Here is an 18,127-nt window from a genome sequence, read left to right as displayed (position 1 = left end):
CCTCCGGCGAACACCCGCGCCCAGTGGCCGACGGGACCTCGGTACGGGGCCATCCGGACCAAACGCAGGCGGGCCGGCGGGCCGCGCCGCGTCAGGAGTCCGAGGGCGCTCCCCGGATGATCACCACCGGGCAGACGGCGTGATGGGTGCAGTGCTGACCGACCGATCCCAGCAACGCCTCCGTGAAACCGCCGTGCCCTCGGCTGCCCAGCACCAGCAGCACGGCCTCCTTGGAGGCTTCGAGCAGGACGCTCGTCGGCGGTCCGAAGGCGACCGTGGTCCGCATCTCCACGGACGGTTCCGGCCCGGCCACCTCCTTGACGGCGTCCAGCAGGACCTGGCGCGCGATCCGCTCGAAGTCGACCTCCTCCTCGCTCATCGGCGGCATCCAGCCGAGGGAGCCGTAGAGCTTCGGATACTCCCAGGCGGTCACCGCCTCCAGCACGCTGCCGGTCATCTCCGCCTGACGCAGTGCCCAGCGCAGGGCCTGCTTGGACGAGTCCGAGCCGTCCACTCCGACGACAATCCGAGGCCCTTCACCGGGATGAGCAGTCACGGTGTCCTCCGATCACTCGTGGCAGGGCAAGCCTTCCGTCAGCACCATGGTCGCCCGCCCGCCGGCTCCGCGCAGGGTCCGCACGGTCCGGCACCGGGTCCGGTCGGCCCTGCTGGGTCGGGGTGCGGGAGTACACACTGGAGAGGGGGGCGGAAATGGTTCGCACGCCGCACGAAGGAAAGTCCCCATGTCGATACGCGACCAGGACACGGCCACCGTCTCCGCCCTCGTGTCGGAAGCCTCGGCCGCGCCGTCACTGCACAACACCCAGCCCTGGGCCTTCCGCTACCTGTCGGACACGGGGGTCCTGCTCCTGTACGCCGACCGGACCCGCGCCCTGCCGCGGACCGATCCTGAGGCCCGTGGCCTGCACCTGGGATGCGGGGCCGCGCTGCTCAACCTGCGGGTGGCCGCCGCGGCGGCCGGCCTGGCGCCGGACGTGCGGCTGCTGCCGTACCCGGCCGACACCGACCTGCTCGCCGAGGTGCGCCTGTGGGATCCCGCCCCGCCCGACATGGCTCTCGCCCTGCTGGGTCCGGCCGTCCGCCGGCGTCACTCGAGCCGTCACCCCTTCCTCGAACAGGACATCCCGGAGACCTGGCGCGGTCGGCTCGCCGAGGCCGCCGAGGCCGAGGGGGCTCAGCTGCTGTTCCCCGGCATCTGGCACGTCCGTTCGCTCCTGCGGCTGGCGGAGGACGCCGACTGCTGGGCGAAGGCGGATCCCGAGCTCCGCCGTGAGACCGAACGCTGGACCCGGGTGGAGCCGGCCGGCCCGGTGGAGATCACGGACGGCATCCCGGTCGAGGCACTCGGCCCCCGTGGGCGACGCGCCGCATCGCCCGTCCGCGACTTCGCCAATGGACGCACGGTCCCCGGCCGTGAGTGGGCCACCTTCGAGGAGGACCCCCACCTCGCTCTGCTGGGCACGGCCCGCGACGGCCGGGAGGACTGGCTGCGGGCCGGTCAGGCACTGGAACGCGTCCTGCTCGTCGCCACGGACCTCGGGCTGGTGGCCTCCTTGCTGTCGCATCCGCTGGAGTGGCCGGAACTCAGGTGGGTGGCACGTGACCCTCTGTCGGCCATGACCAATGTGCAGATGATCGTGCGGCTGGGCTGGGGACCCGAGGGTCGGCCGAGTCCCCGGCGGCCGGTCGCCGAGTTCCTCGACATCGTCTGACCAGCCCGCTCGAGGGACGAACGGCCGAGGCCGTCGTCGCGGCACCGAACGAGCGGAAACCGCCGGCGCCGGGCGTCCGCACCGTCCCCTCGGCGATGGGGAGTTCGATCAGGCCGGGTTCAAGTGGCTTGCTTAGGAATGGACTTCACAGGGAGAACGATGAGCCGGGTTGCTGAACATCCCGACCGATGAGGCGCCAAGCCATTTCTGACGCAAAGTCCGCTATGAGAGTGATTGCTCTTAAATGGCCAGTAGCCTGGTGCGGTGAGGAGTCGGCACGAGGCATGGCTGCGGCCCCCCGGGGTGAATCCGGAGGAGGCCGCGGAGCTGCTGCTGCGCGATCTGCGCAGTTCCCGCCGGGGGCTGTCGAGCGCGGAGGCGCGGCGGCATCTGGTGCAGTACGGGCGCAACGAACTGGAACGCAGGCACGGGCGGCGCTGGCCGCGGGAGCTGGGGCGACAGCTCACGCATCCGCTGGCCTTGTTGCTGTGGCTGGCCGTCGTGCTCCTGTTCGCTGTCGGCTCGCAGGTGGTCGCTGCGGCGGTGGTGCTGATCATCCTGTTGAACGCGGGATTCGCGTTCGCGCAGGAGGTGGAGGCCGAGCGGGCAGTGGAGGCTCTGGCGCAGTACCTGCCGCAGCGGGCCAAGGCGGTGCGCGACGGTGTCCAGGTCGAGGTCGACGCGGCCGAGCTGGTGCCGGGCGACATCGTCGTGATCGAGGAGGGTGACCGGATTCCGGCTGACGTACGGCTGCTGGCGGGTGCGGTCGAGGTGGACATGTCGGCGCTGACCGGTGAGTCGGTGCCGGACCTGCGGTCCGCGGCCATGCTGGATGTCGACGTGCCGGTGCTGCGGGCTCACGACCTGGTGTTCAGCGGCACGAACTGCACCGGGGGCGAGGCTCACGGCGTGGTGTTCGCGACCGGGATGGCGACCGAGCTGGGCCGCATCGCGGCCCTCTCGCAGCGGATCGAGCAGGAGCCCAGCCCGCTGGAGCGTCAGGTGCGGCGGGTGGCATGGCTGATCGCCGCGGCCTCGGCGGCGCTGGCGCTGGCTTTCGTGCCGCTGGCCGTTTTCGGTGCGGGTCTGTCCCTGGTCCAGTCGGTGATCTTCGCTGCCGGACTGCTGGCCGGCATGGTGCCCGAGGGCCTGCTCCCGGTGATCACCCTGGCGCTGGCCGTGGCCGTCCGGGCGCTTGCGGCCCGCGGCGCGCTGGTCAAACGACTCAGCGCGGTGGAGACCCTCGGCTCGACGGACGTCATCTGCACCGACAAGACCGGCACCATCACCGAGAACCGCATGCGCCCGACGGCCGTCTGGACCGCGCGGGGACTCACCGACCTGGACGGCGAAGAACCCGCGGGGCCGTCGCCGCAGTCCGCGCCGGCGCTCCGGGTGGCGGCCCGTATCGGCGCGGCCTGCAACAACGCCCGGCTCCAGCCGGACACCGAGCCGACCGGTGATCCCACCGAAGTGGCCGTGCTGCTGGCCGCCCAGGCCCTGGGTGCCGACCCCGACGCCGACCGCCGGGAGGCCGCACGGCGCTGGCAGTTCCACTTCGACCCCGAGCTGAAGCTGATGTCGACGATCGACCGGCACGGCGACGACCTCGTGGTCCACACCAAAGGGGCCCCGGAAGCGGTCCTGCCGCGCTGCACGACCCTGCTGGACGAGAACGGCCGGCCGGCCGCCCTGGACGATGCCGCTCGCGACCGCGTCACGGCGCAGGTCGACGCCTTCGCCTCCGACGGCCTGCGGGTGCTCGCCCTGGCCCAGCGCACCCTGGCGAAGGAGGGACGGCCGCCGCACCGCAGGGCCGACGCCGAGCACGACCTGTGCTTCGTCGGCCTGATCACCCTCCTCGATCCGCCCCGCCCCGAGGTGGCCGAATCCGTCGCCCACTGCCGCACCGCCGGGATCCGCGTCATCGTCATCACCGGCGACCACCCCCTCACCGCAGCGGCAATCGCCCGCCGCGTCGGCATCACCGGCCCCCACCCGCGCGTCGTCACCGGAGACGACCTCGACCGGATGCACGAACACGAGGTCGCCGAACTGGTCCGCACCGAAGAAGACGTCATCTTCGCCCGCGCCTCCCCGGAGGCCAAGCTCCACATCGCCGAGGCCCTGCACGACCAGGGGCACGTGGTGGCGATGACCGGCGACGGCGTCAACGACGCCCCCGCCCTCCACCGCGCCGACATCGGCGTGGCCATGGGCCGCTCCGGCACCGATGTCGCCCGGGAAGCCGCGACGATGATCCTCACCGACGACGACTTCGCCTCGATCGTCGAAGCCGTCCGCGACGGACGGCGCATCTACGACAACGTCCGCAAGTTCATCATCTACATCTTCGCCCACGCCACCCCCGAGGTGACGCCCTTCCTCGTCTTCGCCCTCACCGGCGGAGCCGTCCCCCTCCCCCTGACCATCCTCCAGCTCCTCGCCTTCGACGTCGGCAGCGAGACCCTGCCCGCCCTGGCCCTCAGCCGCGAGAACGCCGAGCCCGGCCTCATGCGACGCCCCCCGCGCCCGCGCTCCGAAGGCGTCATCCGCACCCCCATGCTGCTGCGTGCCTGGCTGTTCCTCGGCCTGCTGGTCACCGTCCTCCAGATGGCCGGCTTCTTCTACGTCCTCACCCGCTCCGGCTGGCACCCCGGCGATGCCACCGGCCCCGGAACACCCCTGCACCACGCCTATCAGCAGGCCACCACCATGACCTTCCTCGGGATGATCGCCGGCCAGATCGGGACCGCCTTCGCCGTCCGCACCCAGCGCGCCTCGCTGCGCTCCATCGGGATCACCAGCAACCGCTACCTCGTCGCCGCCATCGCCGGCGAGATCCTCCTCGTCGCGGTCTTCGTCTACACCCCCGCCTTCCAGAGCCTCCTCGGCACGGCCCCGCTGCCCGTCGGCACCCTGCTCCTGCTCCTGCCCTACCCGTTCATCGTGTGGGGCGCGGACGAACTGCGCCGCTGTCTCATCCGCCGGCACACGGACCCGGCCGAGGGGCCGGACCGCACTGCCGCTGCCACCCGGTGACCTGAACGTTCTCCGATGCCGACGCCAGGATCTCCAGCGGCCCGGTCACGGCCGGCCCCGCGGCGCACCCGGCCGCCGGATGCCGGCCGGGTGAGGAGGCCGCAGGGCGGGCGGCGCCGGCGGCCGGGCATGCCCTGGGCGGGGTGAGGCCGCCCGTCGGCACGATCGTGGCGGCTCCGGTACGCGGAGGACGGCCCACCGCGCCACGGGCTCCAGGTCACCCCGAGTCGGGGCGCACGATGACGACGGGGCAGGTGGCGTGCTGCGACACGTGCTGGCTGACGGAGCCGAGCAGCGCACGGGCGAACCCGCCCCTCCCCCGGCTGCCGACGACCAGCACCTCGGCTTCCTGTGCCGCTCGCAGCAGCACGTCGGCGGCGTTGCCGTGCACCAGGCGGCTGCGCACCGAGTCGGCCTCCTCCGCGCCCAGTGCCTCGGAGAGCTCCTGCCGCATCCGCCGATCGGCCTCCTCCAGATCCACGTCCAGGTCGACGGCGGGCGCCGACCAGCCGTACAGACCGGGCAGCTCCCAGACGGCCACGGCTTCCACGACACCCCCGACGAGGGCCGCGTACCGTACCGCCCAGCGCAGGGCCGCGTACGAGGACGGCGAACCGTCGACGCCGACCACGACTCGCGGCTCGGTGACTTCCCTGTCCATGCGTACCACCTCTCGTGCGGGGATCCGGGACCGTGCCGTGTCAGCCGGTGGCGGGGCGGGTCTCGTCCTGGGGGACGGTGATGTCGCCGGTCACGGACACGACTCCGTCGACACCCCGGCACAGCTGCTCCACGACCGGGACGAGGCCCCTGTGCTCCACGTTGCCGCCGAGCAGGACCGCTCCGTCCCGCACGTCGACCGTGATGTCGGTACGGGCGAGGCCCAGCGTGTCGCGCAGGACGTCCCGGGTGATCTCCTCACGGATGGCCTCGTCCCGGCGCAGGAAGACCCGGAGCAGGTCGCCGCGGCTGACGATGCCCACGAGCCGGTCCGCCTCGTCCACCACGGGCAGCCGCTTGACGTCCTGGGTCTCCATCAGGCGCGCGGCTTCGACCACGGACCACTCGGGGCGGGCGCAGACCGCCGGCGCGGACATCAGTTCCTCGGCTCGGGCGCCCTCGGCCTTGGCGCGCTCCCACGCCTCCAGGTGCGGCACGGGGACCAGACCGGACGGGTCGGCCTGGTCCGCGCTCTTCCGCAGCAGGTCGGCCTCGGAAACCACCCCGACGGGATGCTCCAGTTCGTCCACCACCGGGATGGCGGTGACGTCGTTCTCCGTCAGGAGCCTGACGAGCTCCTTGAACGGCGTGTCACGTCGTGCGCGGACGACGTTTCGGGTCATGAGGTCGTCGATCGTCCGATGGTGCATGGTGCCTCCCGTGACGGGCCGCCCGCCCCGCCGCCCCGAGGGTCTTTCGGCCCAAGCGGCGATTCCTCCTCGCGTGGCAGGTTGGGTACAGCACCATTCTGAGGAGAGGACGGCGGCCATGCGAGCTCAACGCGGCGACCACGTCGTCATCGAAAGCCCGTCGACCGGTGCCACCAGGCGTGAGGGCGAGATCGTCGGGCTGCACCACTCCGACGGCACACCCCCCTATGAGGTGCGCTGGTCGGACACGGACGAGGTGACGCTCGTGTTCCCCGGTCCGGACGCCCATGTCCTGCGTCCGGGGCACGGCGGACCCGGTGCGCCCCGAACGGCCGGGCCGGAAGAGCACCAGCCTTCGGTCCTGCCCACGGCCGCCCCGTCGGGTGCTCCGGCCGATCCGGGCGACATCGGCCGCCGGGTGGGCCTGGAACGGCGGAGACAGGGGCTCACCCTGGAGGAGACGGCGGGCCGTGCCCGGATGTCCCCCGCCTATCTGGCCTATCTGGAGGAACGCCCGGCTGATCCGTCCCACGCGACACTCACCCGGCTGGCGGGTGCGCTGGACACCACCGTCTCCGTTCTGCGGGGTGCGGGTACGAATCAGCCGCCCGGTCAGGGCCGCGCCCTGCCCCATCCGCAGTTGCGGGAACTGGGACCGCAGGAGTGCCGGGCTTTGCTGTCCACCCACGGCGTCGGGCGTGTCGCGGTGCGGGCGGCCGACGGCCGCCCAGCGGTGGTACCGGTGAACTACGACGTCAGCGACGGTGAAATCGTCTTCCGCACCGCACCGGACTCCGTGATCGCGGCGGGCGCGGGCAGCGAGGTCGCGTTCGAGGTCGACCGCCTGGACGAGGCCATGAGCCAGGGCTGGAGCGTGCTCGCCGTCGGCCCCGCGGCCATGGTGACGGACACCGACGTCATGCGGCGGCTCGCCCGCCACGCACACTCGACGCCCTGGGCGGGCGGGGAGCGCGACATGTGGATGTCCATCCGGCCGACGAGTCTGACCGGCCGTCGCATCAAGCCCGCGGACGACTACGAGTAGGCGGCTGTCCGCGCCAGGAGCAGCCCGTCCTCCTGCTGCCGGTGCTCCGGTCCGCCCCCACGGCACTCGATCAGCTCCGACCGGACGGCGTCGAGTTCGTCCCGGTCACGGAGTCCCGCCTTCTGCGGGAAGGCGGCCACGTCCCGCCAGGCGAACGCGTGCCCGGCGAACCTGCCGCACGTCGGCTGTCCGCGGTGCACCCGCGTTCCGGGGTGCCGCACCGGCCCGGACTGCCGGCGCTGCGCCGGGCGCCTCCGTCCGAGGCGCCCGGGGACCCGCACCCCGAAGAAGGGGCCGCGGAACGCCGCGCTCAGGCTCGCAGCGCGCCGCGGGTGAGATGCCGGCTGATGCGGGTCGCGGCGAAGGCGGTGCCGGCCACGAACCGCATCACCGGGCCGAAGCTGGGCGCGGTGAGCGAGCCGGTGAAGTACAGGCGGGGCACGCTGGACTCGAAGGAGGCGGACAGGTGCGGAGCCGCGCTGCCTCCGGCCCGCCGCACCTCTCGCCGCAAGGACGGGGTGAGGAAGCCGAGCCGTTCCAGATCGAGCCGGTAGCCGGTGGCGGCCAGCACATGATCCACACCGAGGTCGTCAGGTCCCGGACCGGAGAGTCGCAGCAGGGCGCCGCCGCTCCGGTCGGCCTCCGCCCCGACGACCGAGCAGCCGGTACGCACCGGCACGACGCCCTCGACCCGCTCACGGAGCCACCAGCCGCCCGAGGGGCCGAGTGCCCGGCGGAACAGGTACATGCGCGCGGCCGCCGGAAGCCGGCGCACCGCTCCCGGCGCCCGGCTGACCGCCAGCAGGCTCCAGCCCGTGCCCAGCGCCGCCGACGGCCACATCACGCGATGAGTCAACGGCCTTTCGAGGTCCGGTGGTTCACCCCACAGCACCTGACTCTCGCGGACCAGGACGGTGGGGATCGCGCGCGCCTCGTGCAGCAGCGCGGCACTTTCCAGTGCCGACTGGCCTCCGCCGATCACCGCCACCCGCTGTCCGGCGTACCGGGCCAGGTCCTGGTGCTGGCTGGTGTGGGACACCAGACCGTCCGGATGCGGACCGCCCGGTGTCAGCGCCCTGAACTGCCCGGGCACGTAGGCCAGTCCCGACAGCCCGGTGGCCACCACCACCGCCTGGGCTGCGAGCTCCTCCCCGCCCTCCACCCGGACGACGAAGCCCGCCGGGCCGCGCTCCACAGCGGTGACCCGCGACTGCTCCACCTCACCGACGTGACGGTCGGCGAACCACTGCCCGTAGGCCACGAAGGTGGCGCACGGGATCGGAGTCAGCTCGGTCAGCTCGTCCCGGCCCTGCGCACGGCAGTAGTCCGCCAGCCTCGCGCCCGCCGCAGGCGCCGACAGATCGGTGGCGTCCGGTGTCGACTTCAGGAACATCCCGGTGGCCATCGCATGCCGCCAGCTCCCCATCACCTCCCCGAACACCCGCACGCCCACCCCCTGGGCACGCAGGTGAGCGGCTACCGACAGACCGTAGGGACCGGCGCCGATCACCACGACCGGCGCCCGCCCGCCCTGCCGGGCGGGCGGGGCGTTCCGGTCCCGTTGCTCGGACCACGGTTGTGTCACGTGCTTCCCCCCGCTCGGCCGCGTGCGCGTCCGCTGCGCGGCACACACGCGGGCAGCACTGAGCCCTGAGGCGTTTGACGGCCTCAGAGTTCCTCCCCTTGTGGACCAGTGTGTCCGCAGCACCTCCGTCGGCAAGCGAATTCGCTGAATATGACCTGCAGTTGACCGTCCACGGACCGATCTCGTCCCACCAGCCGCGCGGCGGCTCGGGACGCGCCCCGTTGACGACCACGCCTCAGGGGCTGCCCCCGGCCTCATGGCGGATCGGCGCGCGGCGTGCCGTGCGTCGTCGGACTCGGCGCATCGCAGGGCGGAGGATCGTCCGCGTACCGGGCGCGCGGCGAGGCGCCGCGGCTGACGCCGTGCGCCCGGTGGATGATCGCGGGACAGCCCTCAGGGAGCCTCGGCCGACAGGGCGGAGAGAGCGGCGGCCAGGTCGGGGAAGACGGGGAGAGCGGTGCTCGTGCCGCTCACCTCGATCATCAGTCTCATCAGCCGGTCGGCTCCGACGAGGCCGACCGGCCGGTGCAGGCGGAGCGCGATCAGGTGGTTCAGCAACGCGGTGTTAGCGAAGGTCACTTGACGCAGGTCGAACACCAGGGGGGCGGTACTGCTGCGCAGCACCTCGTAGGTCACCTGTTCGACGACGTGAATGGAGTCGGCGTCGAAGTCACCCCACAGTCTGACGCCCCACAGGGTTTCCACGGGGGCGGCAAGTGCTCTCGCCGCAGTGCCGGAAGCCCGTACGGGAGGGCGCACGCTCCTCCTTCTCGGTCGCGGGACGGATAATTGTCGCTAGACAATCATGCCCGGTGTCTTCACGCCAGCGGCGCAGGCCACCAGCGCCCGCCGGACCGGGTTCCGGATGCCGCCGGAGCTTCCGGAGCCGGGCCGGCCCCTCTGGGCGGGTCGTCGGTCCAAGGCCCGCGGAAACGTCGAGATCAATGCCTCGCACCTCGTCCCGGCGTGTTCCGGGCCGCGAGTCCGACCGGGAAGTCCGACCGGGCCGGCGTGTGCCGAGGCCGCCGGAGGCGATACATGCATCCGTCACCCAGGGGTACGCGGGGGCTGTCGGTCGGCGCTATATCCTCTTCCGGGCGGCTTCCCACGGCTTGGAAGGATCAACATGACGACGAACGTGCTGCGCACCGGCCGGATGTCCGAGCAGGGATCCCCGCCCGCCGCGCTCCCCCGGGTCGCCGCTCCCACCCGGGTCGCCCCACGGGACGCGCGAGGGCTGTCGAAGCTGTTCTTCGACCAGCTCGCCGAACTGGAGGAGGGTACGCCCGAGTTCCAGTACGCGCGGAACACGCTGATCGAGATGAACATGTCCCTGGTCCGCTTCGCGGCCGCACGCTTCCGGGGGCGTGGCAGCGGGGAGATGGACGACATCGTCCAGGTCGGCATGATCGGCCTGATCAAGGCCATCGACCGGTTCGAGATCTCCCGTGAGGTGGAGTTCACCTCTTTCGCCGTCCCGTACATCGTCGGCGAGATCAAGCGTTTCTTCCGCGACACCACGTGGGCGGTGCACGTGCCCCGCCGCCTTCAGGAGGCCCGTACCCTGCTGGCGCAGGCGAACGAGGAACTGCACAGCCGCCTGGGCCGGATGCCCACCACGGGCGAGCTGGCCGAGCTGATGAGCCTGCCCGAGGACGAGGTCCGGGAGGCCCGCATCGCCTCCAACGGCTACACGGCGGCCTCGCTGGACGCGGTCATCACCGGCACCGAGGAGGGCGAGTCGGCACTCGCCGACTTCATCGGCGACGAGGACGGCGGCCTCGCCCTGATCGACGACTTCCGCACCCTGGCGCCGCTCATCGCCGGCCTGGGTGAGCGCGATCGCATGATCATCCACTGGCGGTTCGTCGACGAACTCACCCAGCGGGAGATCGGCGAGCGTCTCGGCGTGTCCCAGATGCACGTCTCCCGCCTGCTCACCCGCATCCTGACCGGCCTGCGCGAAGGCATGCTGATCACCGACTGACGACGCGCCCGCTCGACGTCGCGCGCCGCCCGCCGAAGAGGTTCCCGGGCGGGCCGATCTCCGGCTCGGCGAGTGGAAGGGCGCCCGGATTCCGCCTCGGTCCGCGGCGGCGGTGACGCCTCCGGGCCGGCCAGGCCACGGCCGCTGCCGCGTGGCCGCGCCGTCCGCACCCTTGCCCCGCTGTTCTCACTGCGCGGCGGAGTCCGGGCGGGGCAGGTACCGGCTCCAGTTCATGTCCGGGAACACGGAGTCGGCCGTCTTCAGCAGCCTCAGGGGCTGGGAACGCAGGTGGGACACGGTGGTGACGCGTTCGGGGCGGCCGGGAGCCGCCGCGAGCAGTCGCAGGCCCGCCACGTCCATGAAGGGCGCGTCCCGCATGTCCCACTCGATGTGCCGCACCGCGGCCGGGATGCGGGTCACGCAGGCGCTGATCCGGTCGAGGCTGTCGTAGTCGATGTCGCCGTGGGGTGTGAGCCTGGCACTGTCTCCGTGAATCACGGTGGTGACGTTCATGATCGGGGCAAGCCCCCTTCCAGGGGGTGAGGAGCCCACAGACAGGACGACTTCCGCGGGGAAGCCGGCGAACTATGGCGGGCCGGGACGCTCGGGTGGAGACCTGCATCCGTGGCCCAAGGGGCCGGCACGCGCGGTACCGGTCCAGTCTCATGTCCCGCCATGGTCACACACCGGGCATTCGAACATCCAGGCGGGCGCTCGATTCCGGACCGTCGGGGACCCGGAAGACACCGCACCCGAGCCGGGCATCCGCACGCCGTTGTCGGGCCTGGCCTGCACGGCGTCCTGCTAGCGTCCTGAGATGATCTCTCTGGGGGAACCCGCATTCTTCACCCGCCTGCGTGACGCGCGGCGGGTGCTCATAGCCGGTGCGGGCGGCGGCTTCGACGTGTACGCCGGGCTGCCGCTCGCGCTGGCGCTGGGGTCGGCGGGAAAGGAGGTGCATCTCGCCAACCTGTCCTTCGCCGACCTGTACGGCCTGGCCCTCGACGTGTGGGTGGATCAGGATGTCGCGGCCGTCACGCCCGACACCCCCGTGCGTGGCGACTACTTCCCTGAACGGACACTGGCGCGGTGGCTCGCGGCGCAGGATCTGCCGTCGACGGTGTACGCGTTCCCGGGCATCGGCGTGGATCCGCTGCGGGCGGCGTACCGGGCGCTGATCGCGCATCTCGGCGGCGTCGACGCGGTCGTGCTGGTGGACGGCGGGACCGACATCCTGATGCGGGGTGACGAGCACGGTCTCGGCACACCGGAGGAGGACATGGCGAGCCTCGCCGCGGTGAGCGGGCTGGAGGAGGTGCCCCACCGCCTGGTCGCCTGCCTCGGCTTCGGAGTGGACGCGTATCACGGCGTGAGCCACTCGCTGGTGCTGGAGAACCTGGCCGCGCTGGACCGGGAGGGCGCGTATCTCGGCGCGTTCTCGCTTCTCGGAGCGGGCCGGGAGGGCGCGCTGTACCTCGATGCCGTGGCGCATGCCCAGCGCCACACCCCGAGTCGTCCGAGCATCGTGAACGGCTCCGTGGCCGCCGCCGTGCGCGGCGGCTTCGGTGACGTACGGTTCACCGAGCGGACCAAGGGCAGCGCGCTGTTCGTCAACCCGCTGATGGCCATGTACTTCTGCGTCGACCTGCCCGGGCTGGCCCGCCGCAACCTGTACCTGGACCTGCTGGAAGGGACGTCGCTGATGCGGCAGGTGAGTTCCGTGATCGAGAAGTTCCGCACCACGCTCCCCCGGCAGCGCCCGTCCCGGGCATTCCCGCACTGAGGGGGCTTTGGGGCCTGGAGTTCGCTGGACCGGGTGCTCTCCAGGCCGGCGGCGGGCCCGGTCACCGCTGTCGCAGGTAGACCTCGTCGACGTAGCACCACGCCCATTCCTCCGCCGGCTCGGCCGACTCGGCCACGGGGTGCCCGCTCTCCTCGTGGTGCGCGGTGGCGTGGGCGCCGGGAGAGCTGTCGCAGCATCCGAGGTGTCCGCACGTGAGGCACCTCAGCAGGTGGACCCACCGCTTCCCCGCGGCCGTGCACTCCTGGCAGCCGCCGGCCGCCGCCGGGGGCGGTTCGGGCTGATCGCCGTGCGCGCAGTACCGGCCTTCCGGTCGGCCGCCGTCCGTTCGCGGCACCCAGGTGGTCATGGTCCAAGCCTAAGGGCTGTCCGTACCGCGTCCCGCCGCCCGCCCCCGTCTCGCCCCCGGCGGGCCGGTCGGGTCCGGCTCGTCCGGCGGCGACGCCCTGCGGGGCGGCCCCGGCGCCGACCGGCTCTCCGGGGGCCGGGCCCTCGCCGGCCAGGACGGCGGGCGGGCTACCGGCCCGGTGGTGTGCTCGCCCTGACTGCGGGCCCGTCAGACGTGGCAGGTGATGCGGGAGTCCGCCGCCGCGCAGGGCGGTCCTACCCCGGACGCAGTAGTCGACGAGCGGTCGCGGGACCGGGAGACGGGCGTCGTCGAGCTGCGTCCTCCCACCGCCGGACGGTGAGGCCCTCACCGATGTCGCGCCGCGCGTGCGGCAGTCCGTCACCGACCTCGCCCGGGCCGCGCCCGGCCGCAGGGTCCTGCTGGTCACACACGACGGAGTCCTGCTCGCCCTCGGATACGGTTTGGCCGGAGCAGGCGCAGCCGGTCGTCGGCGGTGGCCCGGGGCCAGGGTCTTTCGCCAGGACCAGGCCGGGTCAGGCACCGGACCCCGCGAGCCCGGCATGATCCACACGAGCGACCCCGGACCTCGCGGTGATCGAGGCACCCTGTCGGCGGCGGCGGCCATCTGCGACGATCCAACCGGCCCGCCGTCCGTGCCGCAGGCGCAGTGGCCTCCCGGCACCCCCACGGCCTCCGCGACCCAAGGAACCCTCAGTGACTTACGACGTCAGCGCCCTGCGCGCCCAGTTCCCCGCCCTCAAGGCCGGAATCGCGCACTTCGACGGCCCCGGCGGCACCCAGACCCCGACGCCCGTCATCGAGGCCATCGCGGGCGCTCTCGGCAGCCCCCTGTCGATCCGGGGCGCGATCGCCCCCGGCGAGATCAACGCCGAGCGGATCGTGCACGGCTTCCGGTCCGCGACGGCCGACCTGCTGAACGCCGACCCCGCGGGCATCGTCTTCGGCCGCAGTGCCACCCAGCTCACGTACGACCTCGCCCGAACACTCGCCGCCGGGTGGGCGGCGGGCGACGAGGTGATCGTCTCCCGCCTCGATCACGACGCCAACATCCGGCCCTGGATCCAGGCCGCCGAACGGGTCGGCGCGGTCGTGCGCTGGGCGGAGTTCGACCCGGCGACGGGCGAGCTGCCGCCGGAGGCAGTCGGCGCGCTGCTCTCCCCGCGCACGCGGCTGGTCGCGGTGACCGGCGCGTCCAACCTGATCGGTACCCGGCCCGACCTCGCTGCCATCGCGTCCCTCGTGCACGAGGCGGGCGCGCTGCTGCACGTCGACGCCGTCCACCTCGCCGCGCACGCCCACGTCGACGTACGTGAGATCGGCGCCGACTTCACGGTCTGCTCCCCGTACAAGTTCTTCGGCCCCCACCACGGCGTTCTCGCCGCCGATCCCGCGCTCCTCGCCACCCTCCGACCGGACAAGCTCGCCCCGTCCAGCGACGCGGTCCCGGAGCGTTTCGAGCTCGGGACACTGCCGTACGAGATGCTCGCCGGGACCATCGCGGCCGTGGACTTCGTCGCGGCCCTCGCCCCCGGCCGCCAGGGCAGCAGGCGGGAACGCCTGAAGTCGGCCTACGCTGCGATCGAGACCCACGAGGACACGCTGCGCGAGACCGCGGAAGCCGGTCTGTACGCCCTGGACGGAGTGACGGCGTACTCGCGGGCGGCGCACAGGACCCCCACTCTCCTCCTGACCTTCCGGGACCGTCCCGCCCAGGACGCCTACCGCTACCTCGCCACCCTCGGCGTCCACGCCCCGGCAGGGTCCTTCTACGCCCTGGAAGCCTCCCGTCACCTCGGCCTCGGCGACACCGGCGGCCTCCGCGTCGGGCTGTCCCCGTACAACGACATGGAGGACGTGGAACGACTGGTCACGGCCGTGGCCAAGTTCCTGAGGAGCTGAGCGACCACCGCGCGCCGAGGGGGCGACGCCTCACGTCACGCCCCCTCGGGGCTGCTTCCACCCGAGCGTGCATCGCCGGGGCAACCGCCGTCGCAGCCGGGCGCCCCGACTCCCCGCGAGGACCTGGAGAAGGCGGACGCGGACGTGCTGTACGACGCCCCGGACGCGCTGCTCGCATGGTTCGCGCAGAACCCGCTGGGGGTAGTACCCGATGCGCGTCGGTCCTCGGCGGTCCGTCCGATGGCCTGGCGGGCGGCGAGGTGGCCCGCGATCTTGAACGCCAGTTCGTGCGAGCCGAACATGTCGGCACGGGCATGGCGTAGTTCCACCCTGGTGGCGACCACGAGTCCGTGCTCGGGGAGGCGCAACTGCTCCTCGATCCCCGTGGCCGCTGCGGCGAAGAAGAGGGGCAGGGGCAGGGGCAGGGCCTCGCCGGGTTCGCCGTCCAGCGTCAGGTCCCGGGCCACCTGGAAGACGAACCCTTCCGCCGCGGGCTCGAAATCCACCTCGATCTCCGCGAACTGGGGCGCGCAGTTCTGCTTCCTGTGCCGTACCCGTACGCCACGGATCGGGTACGGCGGGAATCGGCGCGGCGACGACGTCATGCCGGAAAGCTACCCGCGCCCGGCGCCGGACCCCCTGCGGCGCGGGTCGAACCCGTGCGGTCACGCCGCCGCCCGTTGCGACGACCGCCATCGGCATATCCGCTCCGCGAGGGGTACCCGCCCCACCTGTACGGATGTACCGGGCAAGGGGTCGGGGCGAAGCGCATGGAGTGGATGCGGAGCTGCGACGCCCTGAAGGACACCGCTGACGAACAGACCCCCGGGGCTCTCACTCCGCCACGGCGGGCTCACCGGGAGGGCCCGGGGTGTCGCGGACGCCCAGGCGGAGGTGCTCGACGTGGAAGAGGGCCTGGTCGAGCAGTTCGGCCACGTGACTGTCGTAGAGCGAGTAGACGATGGAGCGGCCCCGGCGTTCGCCGGTGACCAGGCCGAGGTTGCGCAGCAGGCGCAGTTGGTGGGAGCAGGCCGAGGTCTCCATGCCGACGGCCTTGGCGAGGTCGCCGACCGCGCAGGGGCCCTCCTGCAGCCGGGCCAGGATGTACAGCCGGGACGGGGTGGCGAGGGCCTGGAGGGTGGCGGCGACGTCGGCGGTACCCACCGCGTCGAGGCGTTCGCGGCTGCTCGCGCCGGTGGTGCTGAAGCGTCCATGACCCATGGGTCCATCATAACGACGATACTTGAAGACCTGTTCAATTGTTCCTGTACGGTGGGAGGGTAGTCCGCTCCGCCCGTGAAGGGTTCCTTTGCCGTGTCCTCTGTACTGGACCACGCGTCTTTCGCCTCCGTCGCGCCGCCCGCAGGCCCACCCCGGCGCCGTACCCGCGTCCTCGCGCTGCCGGAGGCGCGCTGGGCTCTCGCGGCCCTGGTGCTGTTCCTCGTGGCGCTGCCGGTCCATCTGCTGCACGGCCCGGCGTGGCTGTGGGGGCCGCTGTTCGCCGCGACCTATGCGACCGGCGGCTGGGAGCCGGGCTGGGCGGGGCTGAAGGCCCTGCGGGACAGGACGCTGGACGTGGACCTGCTGATGGTGGTGGCCGCCCTCGGAGCCGCCGCGATCGGGCAGGCCCTCGACGGCGCGCTGCTCATCGTCATCTTCGCCACCTCCGGGGCCCTGGAGGCGGTGGCCACCGCCCGCACCGCCGACTCGGTGCGCGGGCTGCTGGATCTCGCCCCCGCCACCGCCACCCGGCTCCTGCCGGACGGCACCGAGGAGACGGTCGACGCCGGGCGACTCGTGGTCGGGGACACCGTCCTGGTCCGGCCCGGTGAGCGGGTCGGCGCCGACGGCCGCGTGAGCGACGGTACGAGCGACGTGGACCAGGCCACCATCACCGGCGAGCCGCTGCCGGTGGCGAAGCGCGTGGGGGACGAGGTGTTCGCCGGTACCGTGAACGGCACCGGCTCGCTGCGGGTGCGGGTGGAACGGGACGCGTCGGACTCGGTGATCGCCCGGATCGTGAAGATGGTCGAGGAGGCGTCCGGGACCAAGGCGCCCACCCAGCTGTTCATCGAGAAGATCGAGCAGCGGTACTCGCTCGGCATGGTGGCCGCGACCCTGGCCGTCTTCGCCGTGCCGCTCGCCTTCGGCGACGGCCTCCAGCCCGCGCTGCTGCGGGCGATGACCTTCATGATCGTCGCCTCACCGTGTGCGGTGGTCCTCTCCACCATGCCGCCGCTGCTGTCCGCGATCGCCAACGCCGGACGCCACGGGGTGCTGGTCAAGTCGGCCGTGGTCATGGAACGACTGGGCCAGATCGACGCGGTCGCGCTGGACAAGACCGGCACGCTCACCGAAGGCACCCCGCGTGTGACCGACATCCGTCCCGTGGCGGCCTCCGGGCTGACCGGGAGAGAGCTGCTGCGACTCGCGGCCGCCGCCGAGCACCCCAGCGAGCATCCGCTGGCCCACGCGATCGTGGACGCCGCCCGCGACCGGCGCCTGCCCCTGCCGCCCGTGACGGACTTCGCCTCCACTCCCGGTACCGGGGTGTGCGCGAGGGTGGACGGGCACCCGGTGGCGGTCGGCAGTCCGGCCCGCCTCCTCGGCAGTCTCATCAGCCACCCGAGCGCGACCGCGGCCGCGCGCCTGGAGGAGCAGGGCCGTACGGCCGTAGTGGTCACCGTCCGCGGCACCCCCGTCGGCGTCATCTGCGTCGCGGACCGGCTGCGCGCCGAGGCCGGTGCGGCCGTCCACGCGCTGGGGCGGCTGACCACGCGTACGCCCGTGTTGCTGACCGGCGACAACGGACCGGCCGCACGGGCCGTGGCCGCCGAGGTCGGCATCACGGAGGTCCGCGCCGGGCTCCTCCCAAAGGACAAGGTCGGCGCGGTGCGGGAGATGGCGGAGGCCGGCCACAAGGTGCTGGTGGTCGGCGACGGCGTCAACGACGCTCCGGCGCTCGCCGCCGCCCATACCGGCGTCGCCATGGGACGCGCCGGGTCCGACCTCGCGCTGGAGACCGCGGACGCCGTCGTCGTCCGTGACGAACTCGCCGCCGTCCCCCGCGTCGTACGGCTCTCGCGCGCCGCCCGGCGCCTGGTGATCCAGAACCTGGCCATCGCCGCCGTGTTCATCACCGCTCTCGTCATCTGGGACCTGGCCGGCACCCTCCCCCTCCCCCTCGGCGTCGCCGGGCACGAGGGCTCGACCGTGATCGTCGGCCTCAACGGTCTCCGCCTGCTGCGGGAGAGGGCGTGGCCCCGGTGCTGGTGAGCGGGGGACTCGGGTCAGG

17 protein-coding genes and 1 pseudogene are annotated in these 18,127 nt (G+C 72.7%); 8 read left to right on the top strand and 10 right to left on the bottom strand.

Features of this window, described 5'->3' with window-relative positions; all coding sequences use genetic code 11:
* Positions 1-91: 91 nt before the first annotated feature.
* Positions 92-556, bottom strand: a complete 465-nt coding sequence (locus tag ACWCV3_RS10015) for a universal stress protein (protein ID WP_451221103.1) — start codon at positions 554-556, stop codon at positions 92-94.
* A 187-nt stretch (positions 557-743) separates the two neighbouring features.
* On the opposite strand from ACWCV3_RS10015, the gene ACWCV3_RS10010 reads away from it, so the two are divergent.
* Both ACWCV3_RS10010 and ACWCV3_RS10005 read left to right on the top strand, forming a co-directional pair.
* Positions 744-1,733 (top strand): Acg family FMN-binding oxidoreductase, encoded by a 990-nt coding sequence (locus ACWCV3_RS10010; RefSeq protein WP_451221100.1) that lies wholly within the window; start codon positions 744-746, stop codon positions 1,731-1,733.
* Between the two features lie 264 nt (positions 1,734-1,997).
* A complete protein-coding gene (locus tag ACWCV3_RS10005; protein ID WP_451221097.1) occupies positions 1,998-4,775 on the top strand; it encodes a cation-translocating P-type ATPase in 2,778 nt (925 codons plus the stop codon).
* Positions 4,776-4,992: 217 nt separating this feature from the next.
* Here ACWCV3_RS10005 and ACWCV3_RS10000 read toward each other — a convergent pair whose 3' ends face one another.
* Together ACWCV3_RS10000 and ACWCV3_RS09995 are read right to left on the bottom strand one after the other, a co-directional pair.
* Positions 4,993-5,436 carry a universal stress protein gene (locus ACWCV3_RS10000; RefSeq protein ID WP_451221094.1) on the bottom strand — a complete coding sequence of 148 codons (444 nt, stop codon included), beginning with the start codon at positions 5,434-5,436 and terminating at the stop codon, positions 4,993-4,995.
* Between the two features lie 40 nt (positions 5,437-5,476).
* On the bottom strand, positions 5,477-6,145 hold the full coding sequence (locus ACWCV3_RS09995; protein WP_451221091.1) for a CBS domain-containing protein: 669 nt from the start codon (positions 6,143-6,145) through the stop codon (positions 5,477-5,479).
* 118 nt (positions 6,146-6,263) lie between these two features.
* On the opposite strand from ACWCV3_RS09995, the gene ACWCV3_RS09990 reads away from it, so the two are divergent.
* The gene (locus ACWCV3_RS09990) at positions 6,264-7,190 is read left to right on the top strand and encodes a pyridoxamine 5'-phosphate oxidase family protein (protein WP_451221088.1); all 927 of its coding nucleotides are present in this window, start codon (positions 6,264-6,266) and stop codon (positions 7,188-7,190) included.
* Here ACWCV3_RS09990 and ACWCV3_RS09985 read toward each other — a convergent pair.
* The 3 genes from ACWCV3_RS09985 to ACWCV3_RS09975 all read right to left on the bottom strand — a co-directional run bounded on the left by ACWCV3_RS09985 (position 7,181) and on the right by ACWCV3_RS09975 (position 9,480).
* Positions 7,181-7,390 carry a hypothetical protein gene (locus ACWCV3_RS09985; RefSeq protein WP_451221085.1) on the bottom strand — a complete coding sequence of 70 codons (210 nt, stop codon included), beginning with the start codon at positions 7,388-7,390 and terminating at the stop codon, positions 7,181-7,183. The two genes, ACWCV3_RS09990 and ACWCV3_RS09985, sit on opposite strands and share 10 nt — an antisense overlap.
* 110 nt (positions 7,391-7,500) lie before the next feature.
* Positions 7,501-8,775: an FAD-dependent oxidoreductase gene (locus ACWCV3_RS09980; RefSeq protein ID WP_451221082.1), complete on the bottom strand. Its 1,275-nt coding sequence runs from the start codon at positions 8,773-8,775 to the stop codon at positions 7,501-7,503.
* 393 nt (positions 8,776-9,168) lie between these two features.
* On the bottom strand, positions 9,169-9,480 hold the full coding sequence (locus tag ACWCV3_RS09975; RefSeq protein WP_451221079.1) for an STAS domain-containing protein: 312 nt from the start codon (positions 9,478-9,480) through the stop codon (positions 9,169-9,171).
* Between the two features lie 421 nt (positions 9,481-9,901).
* On the opposite strand from ACWCV3_RS09975, the gene ACWCV3_RS09970 reads away from it, so the two are divergent.
* Positions 9,902-10,762, top strand: coding sequence for an RNA polymerase sigma factor SigF (locus tag ACWCV3_RS09970; protein WP_451221076.1), 861 nt, complete (start codon positions 9,902-9,904; stop codon positions 10,760-10,762).
* 186 nt (positions 10,763-10,948) lie between these two features.
* Here ACWCV3_RS09970 and ACWCV3_RS09965 read toward each other — a convergent pair whose 3' ends face one another.
* Entirely contained in the window at positions 10,949-11,275 is a 327-nt protein-coding gene (locus ACWCV3_RS09965; protein WP_451221073.1) for an STAS domain-containing protein, read from the bottom strand.
* 304 nt (positions 11,276-11,579) lie between these two features.
* Between ACWCV3_RS09965 and ACWCV3_RS09960 the strand changes: the two genes are divergently transcribed.
* The gene (locus ACWCV3_RS09960) at positions 11,580-12,545 is read left to right on the top strand and encodes a DUF1152 domain-containing protein (protein WP_451221070.1); all 966 of its coding nucleotides are present in this window, start codon (positions 11,580-11,582) and stop codon (positions 12,543-12,545) included.
* Positions 12,546-12,606: 61 nt separating this feature from the next.
* On the opposite strand, the gene ACWCV3_RS09955 is transcribed toward ACWCV3_RS09960, so the two are convergent.
* Complete coding sequence (locus tag ACWCV3_RS09955; RefSeq protein ID WP_451221067.1) at positions 12,607-12,912, bottom strand: UBP-type zinc finger domain-containing protein; 306 nt, start codon at positions 12,910-12,912, stop codon at positions 12,607-12,609.
* A gap of 332 nt (positions 12,913-13,244) precedes the next feature.
* Here ACWCV3_RS09955 and ACWCV3_RS09950 point away from each other — a divergent pair.
* Positions 13,245-13,397: pseudogene (locus ACWCV3_RS09950) on the top strand (histidine phosphatase family protein); the annotation flags it as partial.
* 229 nt (positions 13,398-13,626) lie between these two features.
* Positions 13,627-14,832 (top strand): cysteine desulfurase-like protein, encoded by a 1,206-nt coding sequence (locus ACWCV3_RS09945; RefSeq protein WP_451221064.1) that lies wholly within the window; start codon positions 13,627-13,629, stop codon positions 14,830-14,832.
* A 35-nt stretch (positions 14,833-14,867) separates the two neighbouring features.
* Here the strand turns inward: ACWCV3_RS09945 and ACWCV3_RS09940 are convergent, their stop codons facing one another.
* Positions 14,868-15,437, bottom strand: a complete 570-nt coding sequence (locus ACWCV3_RS09940; RefSeq protein WP_451221061.1) for a hypothetical protein — start codon at positions 15,435-15,437, stop codon at positions 14,868-14,870.
* 229 nt (positions 15,438-15,666) lie between these two features.
* Positions 15,667-16,053: an ArsR/SmtB family transcription factor gene (locus tag ACWCV3_RS09935; protein ID WP_451221058.1), complete on the bottom strand. Its 387-nt coding sequence runs from the start codon at positions 16,051-16,053 to the stop codon at positions 15,667-15,669.
* Positions 16,054-16,146: 93 nt separating this feature from the next.
* Here ACWCV3_RS09935 and ACWCV3_RS09930 point away from each other — a divergent pair, with 93 nt between their 5' ends.
* On the top strand, positions 16,147-18,108 hold the full coding sequence (locus ACWCV3_RS09930) for a heavy metal translocating P-type ATPase (protein ID WP_451221055.1): 1,962 nt from the start codon (positions 16,147-16,149) through the stop codon (positions 18,106-18,108).
* Positions 18,109-18,127: the final 19 nt, after the last annotated feature.

This window comes from Streptomyces sp. NPDC001781, assembly GCF_053596035.1.
Note: the sequence above shows the minus strand (reverse complement) of the source record. Positions and strands in the feature narration are given on the sequence as shown.

What these genes read in the sequence shown, in the direction of transcription:
- ACWCV3_RS10010 (WP_451221100.1), top strand. Translation starts at nt 744, where the DNA reads ATGTCGATACGCGACCAGGACACGGCCACCGTCTCCGCCCTCGTGTCG.
- ACWCV3_RS10000 (WP_451221094.1), bottom strand. Translation starts at nt 5,436, where the DNA reads ATGGACAGGGAAGTCACCGAGCCGCGAGTCGTGGTCGGCGTCGACGGT.
- ACWCV3_RS09995 (WP_451221091.1), bottom strand. Translation starts at nt 6,145, where the DNA reads ATGCACCATCGGACGATCGACGACCTCATGACCCGAAACGTCGTCCGC.
- ACWCV3_RS09990 (WP_451221088.1), top strand. Translation starts at nt 6,264, where the DNA reads ATGCGAGCTCAACGCGGCGACCACGTCGTCATCGAAAGCCCGTCGACC.
- ACWCV3_RS09970 (WP_451221076.1), top strand. Translation starts at nt 9,902, where the DNA reads ATGACGACGAACGTGCTGCGCACCGGCCGGATGTCCGAGCAGGGATCC.
- ACWCV3_RS09965 (WP_451221073.1), bottom strand. Translation starts at nt 11,275, where the DNA reads ATGAACGTCACCACCGTGATTCACGGAGACAGTGCCAGGCTCACACCC.
- ACWCV3_RS09960 (WP_451221070.1), top strand. Translation starts at nt 11,580, where the DNA reads ATGATCTCTCTGGGGGAACCCGCATTCTTCACCCGCCTGCGTGACGCG.
- ACWCV3_RS09955 (WP_451221067.1), bottom strand. Translation starts at nt 12,912, where the DNA reads ATGACCACCTGGGTGCCGCGAACGGACGGCGGCCGACCGGAAGGCCGG.
- ACWCV3_RS09940 (WP_451221061.1), bottom strand. Translation starts at nt 15,437, where the DNA reads ATGACGTCGTCGCCGCGCCGATTCCCGCCGTACCCGATCCGTGGCGTA.
- ACWCV3_RS09935 (WP_451221058.1), bottom strand. Translation starts at nt 16,053, where the DNA reads ATGGGTCATGGACGCTTCAGCACCACCGGCGCGAGCAGCCGCGAACGC.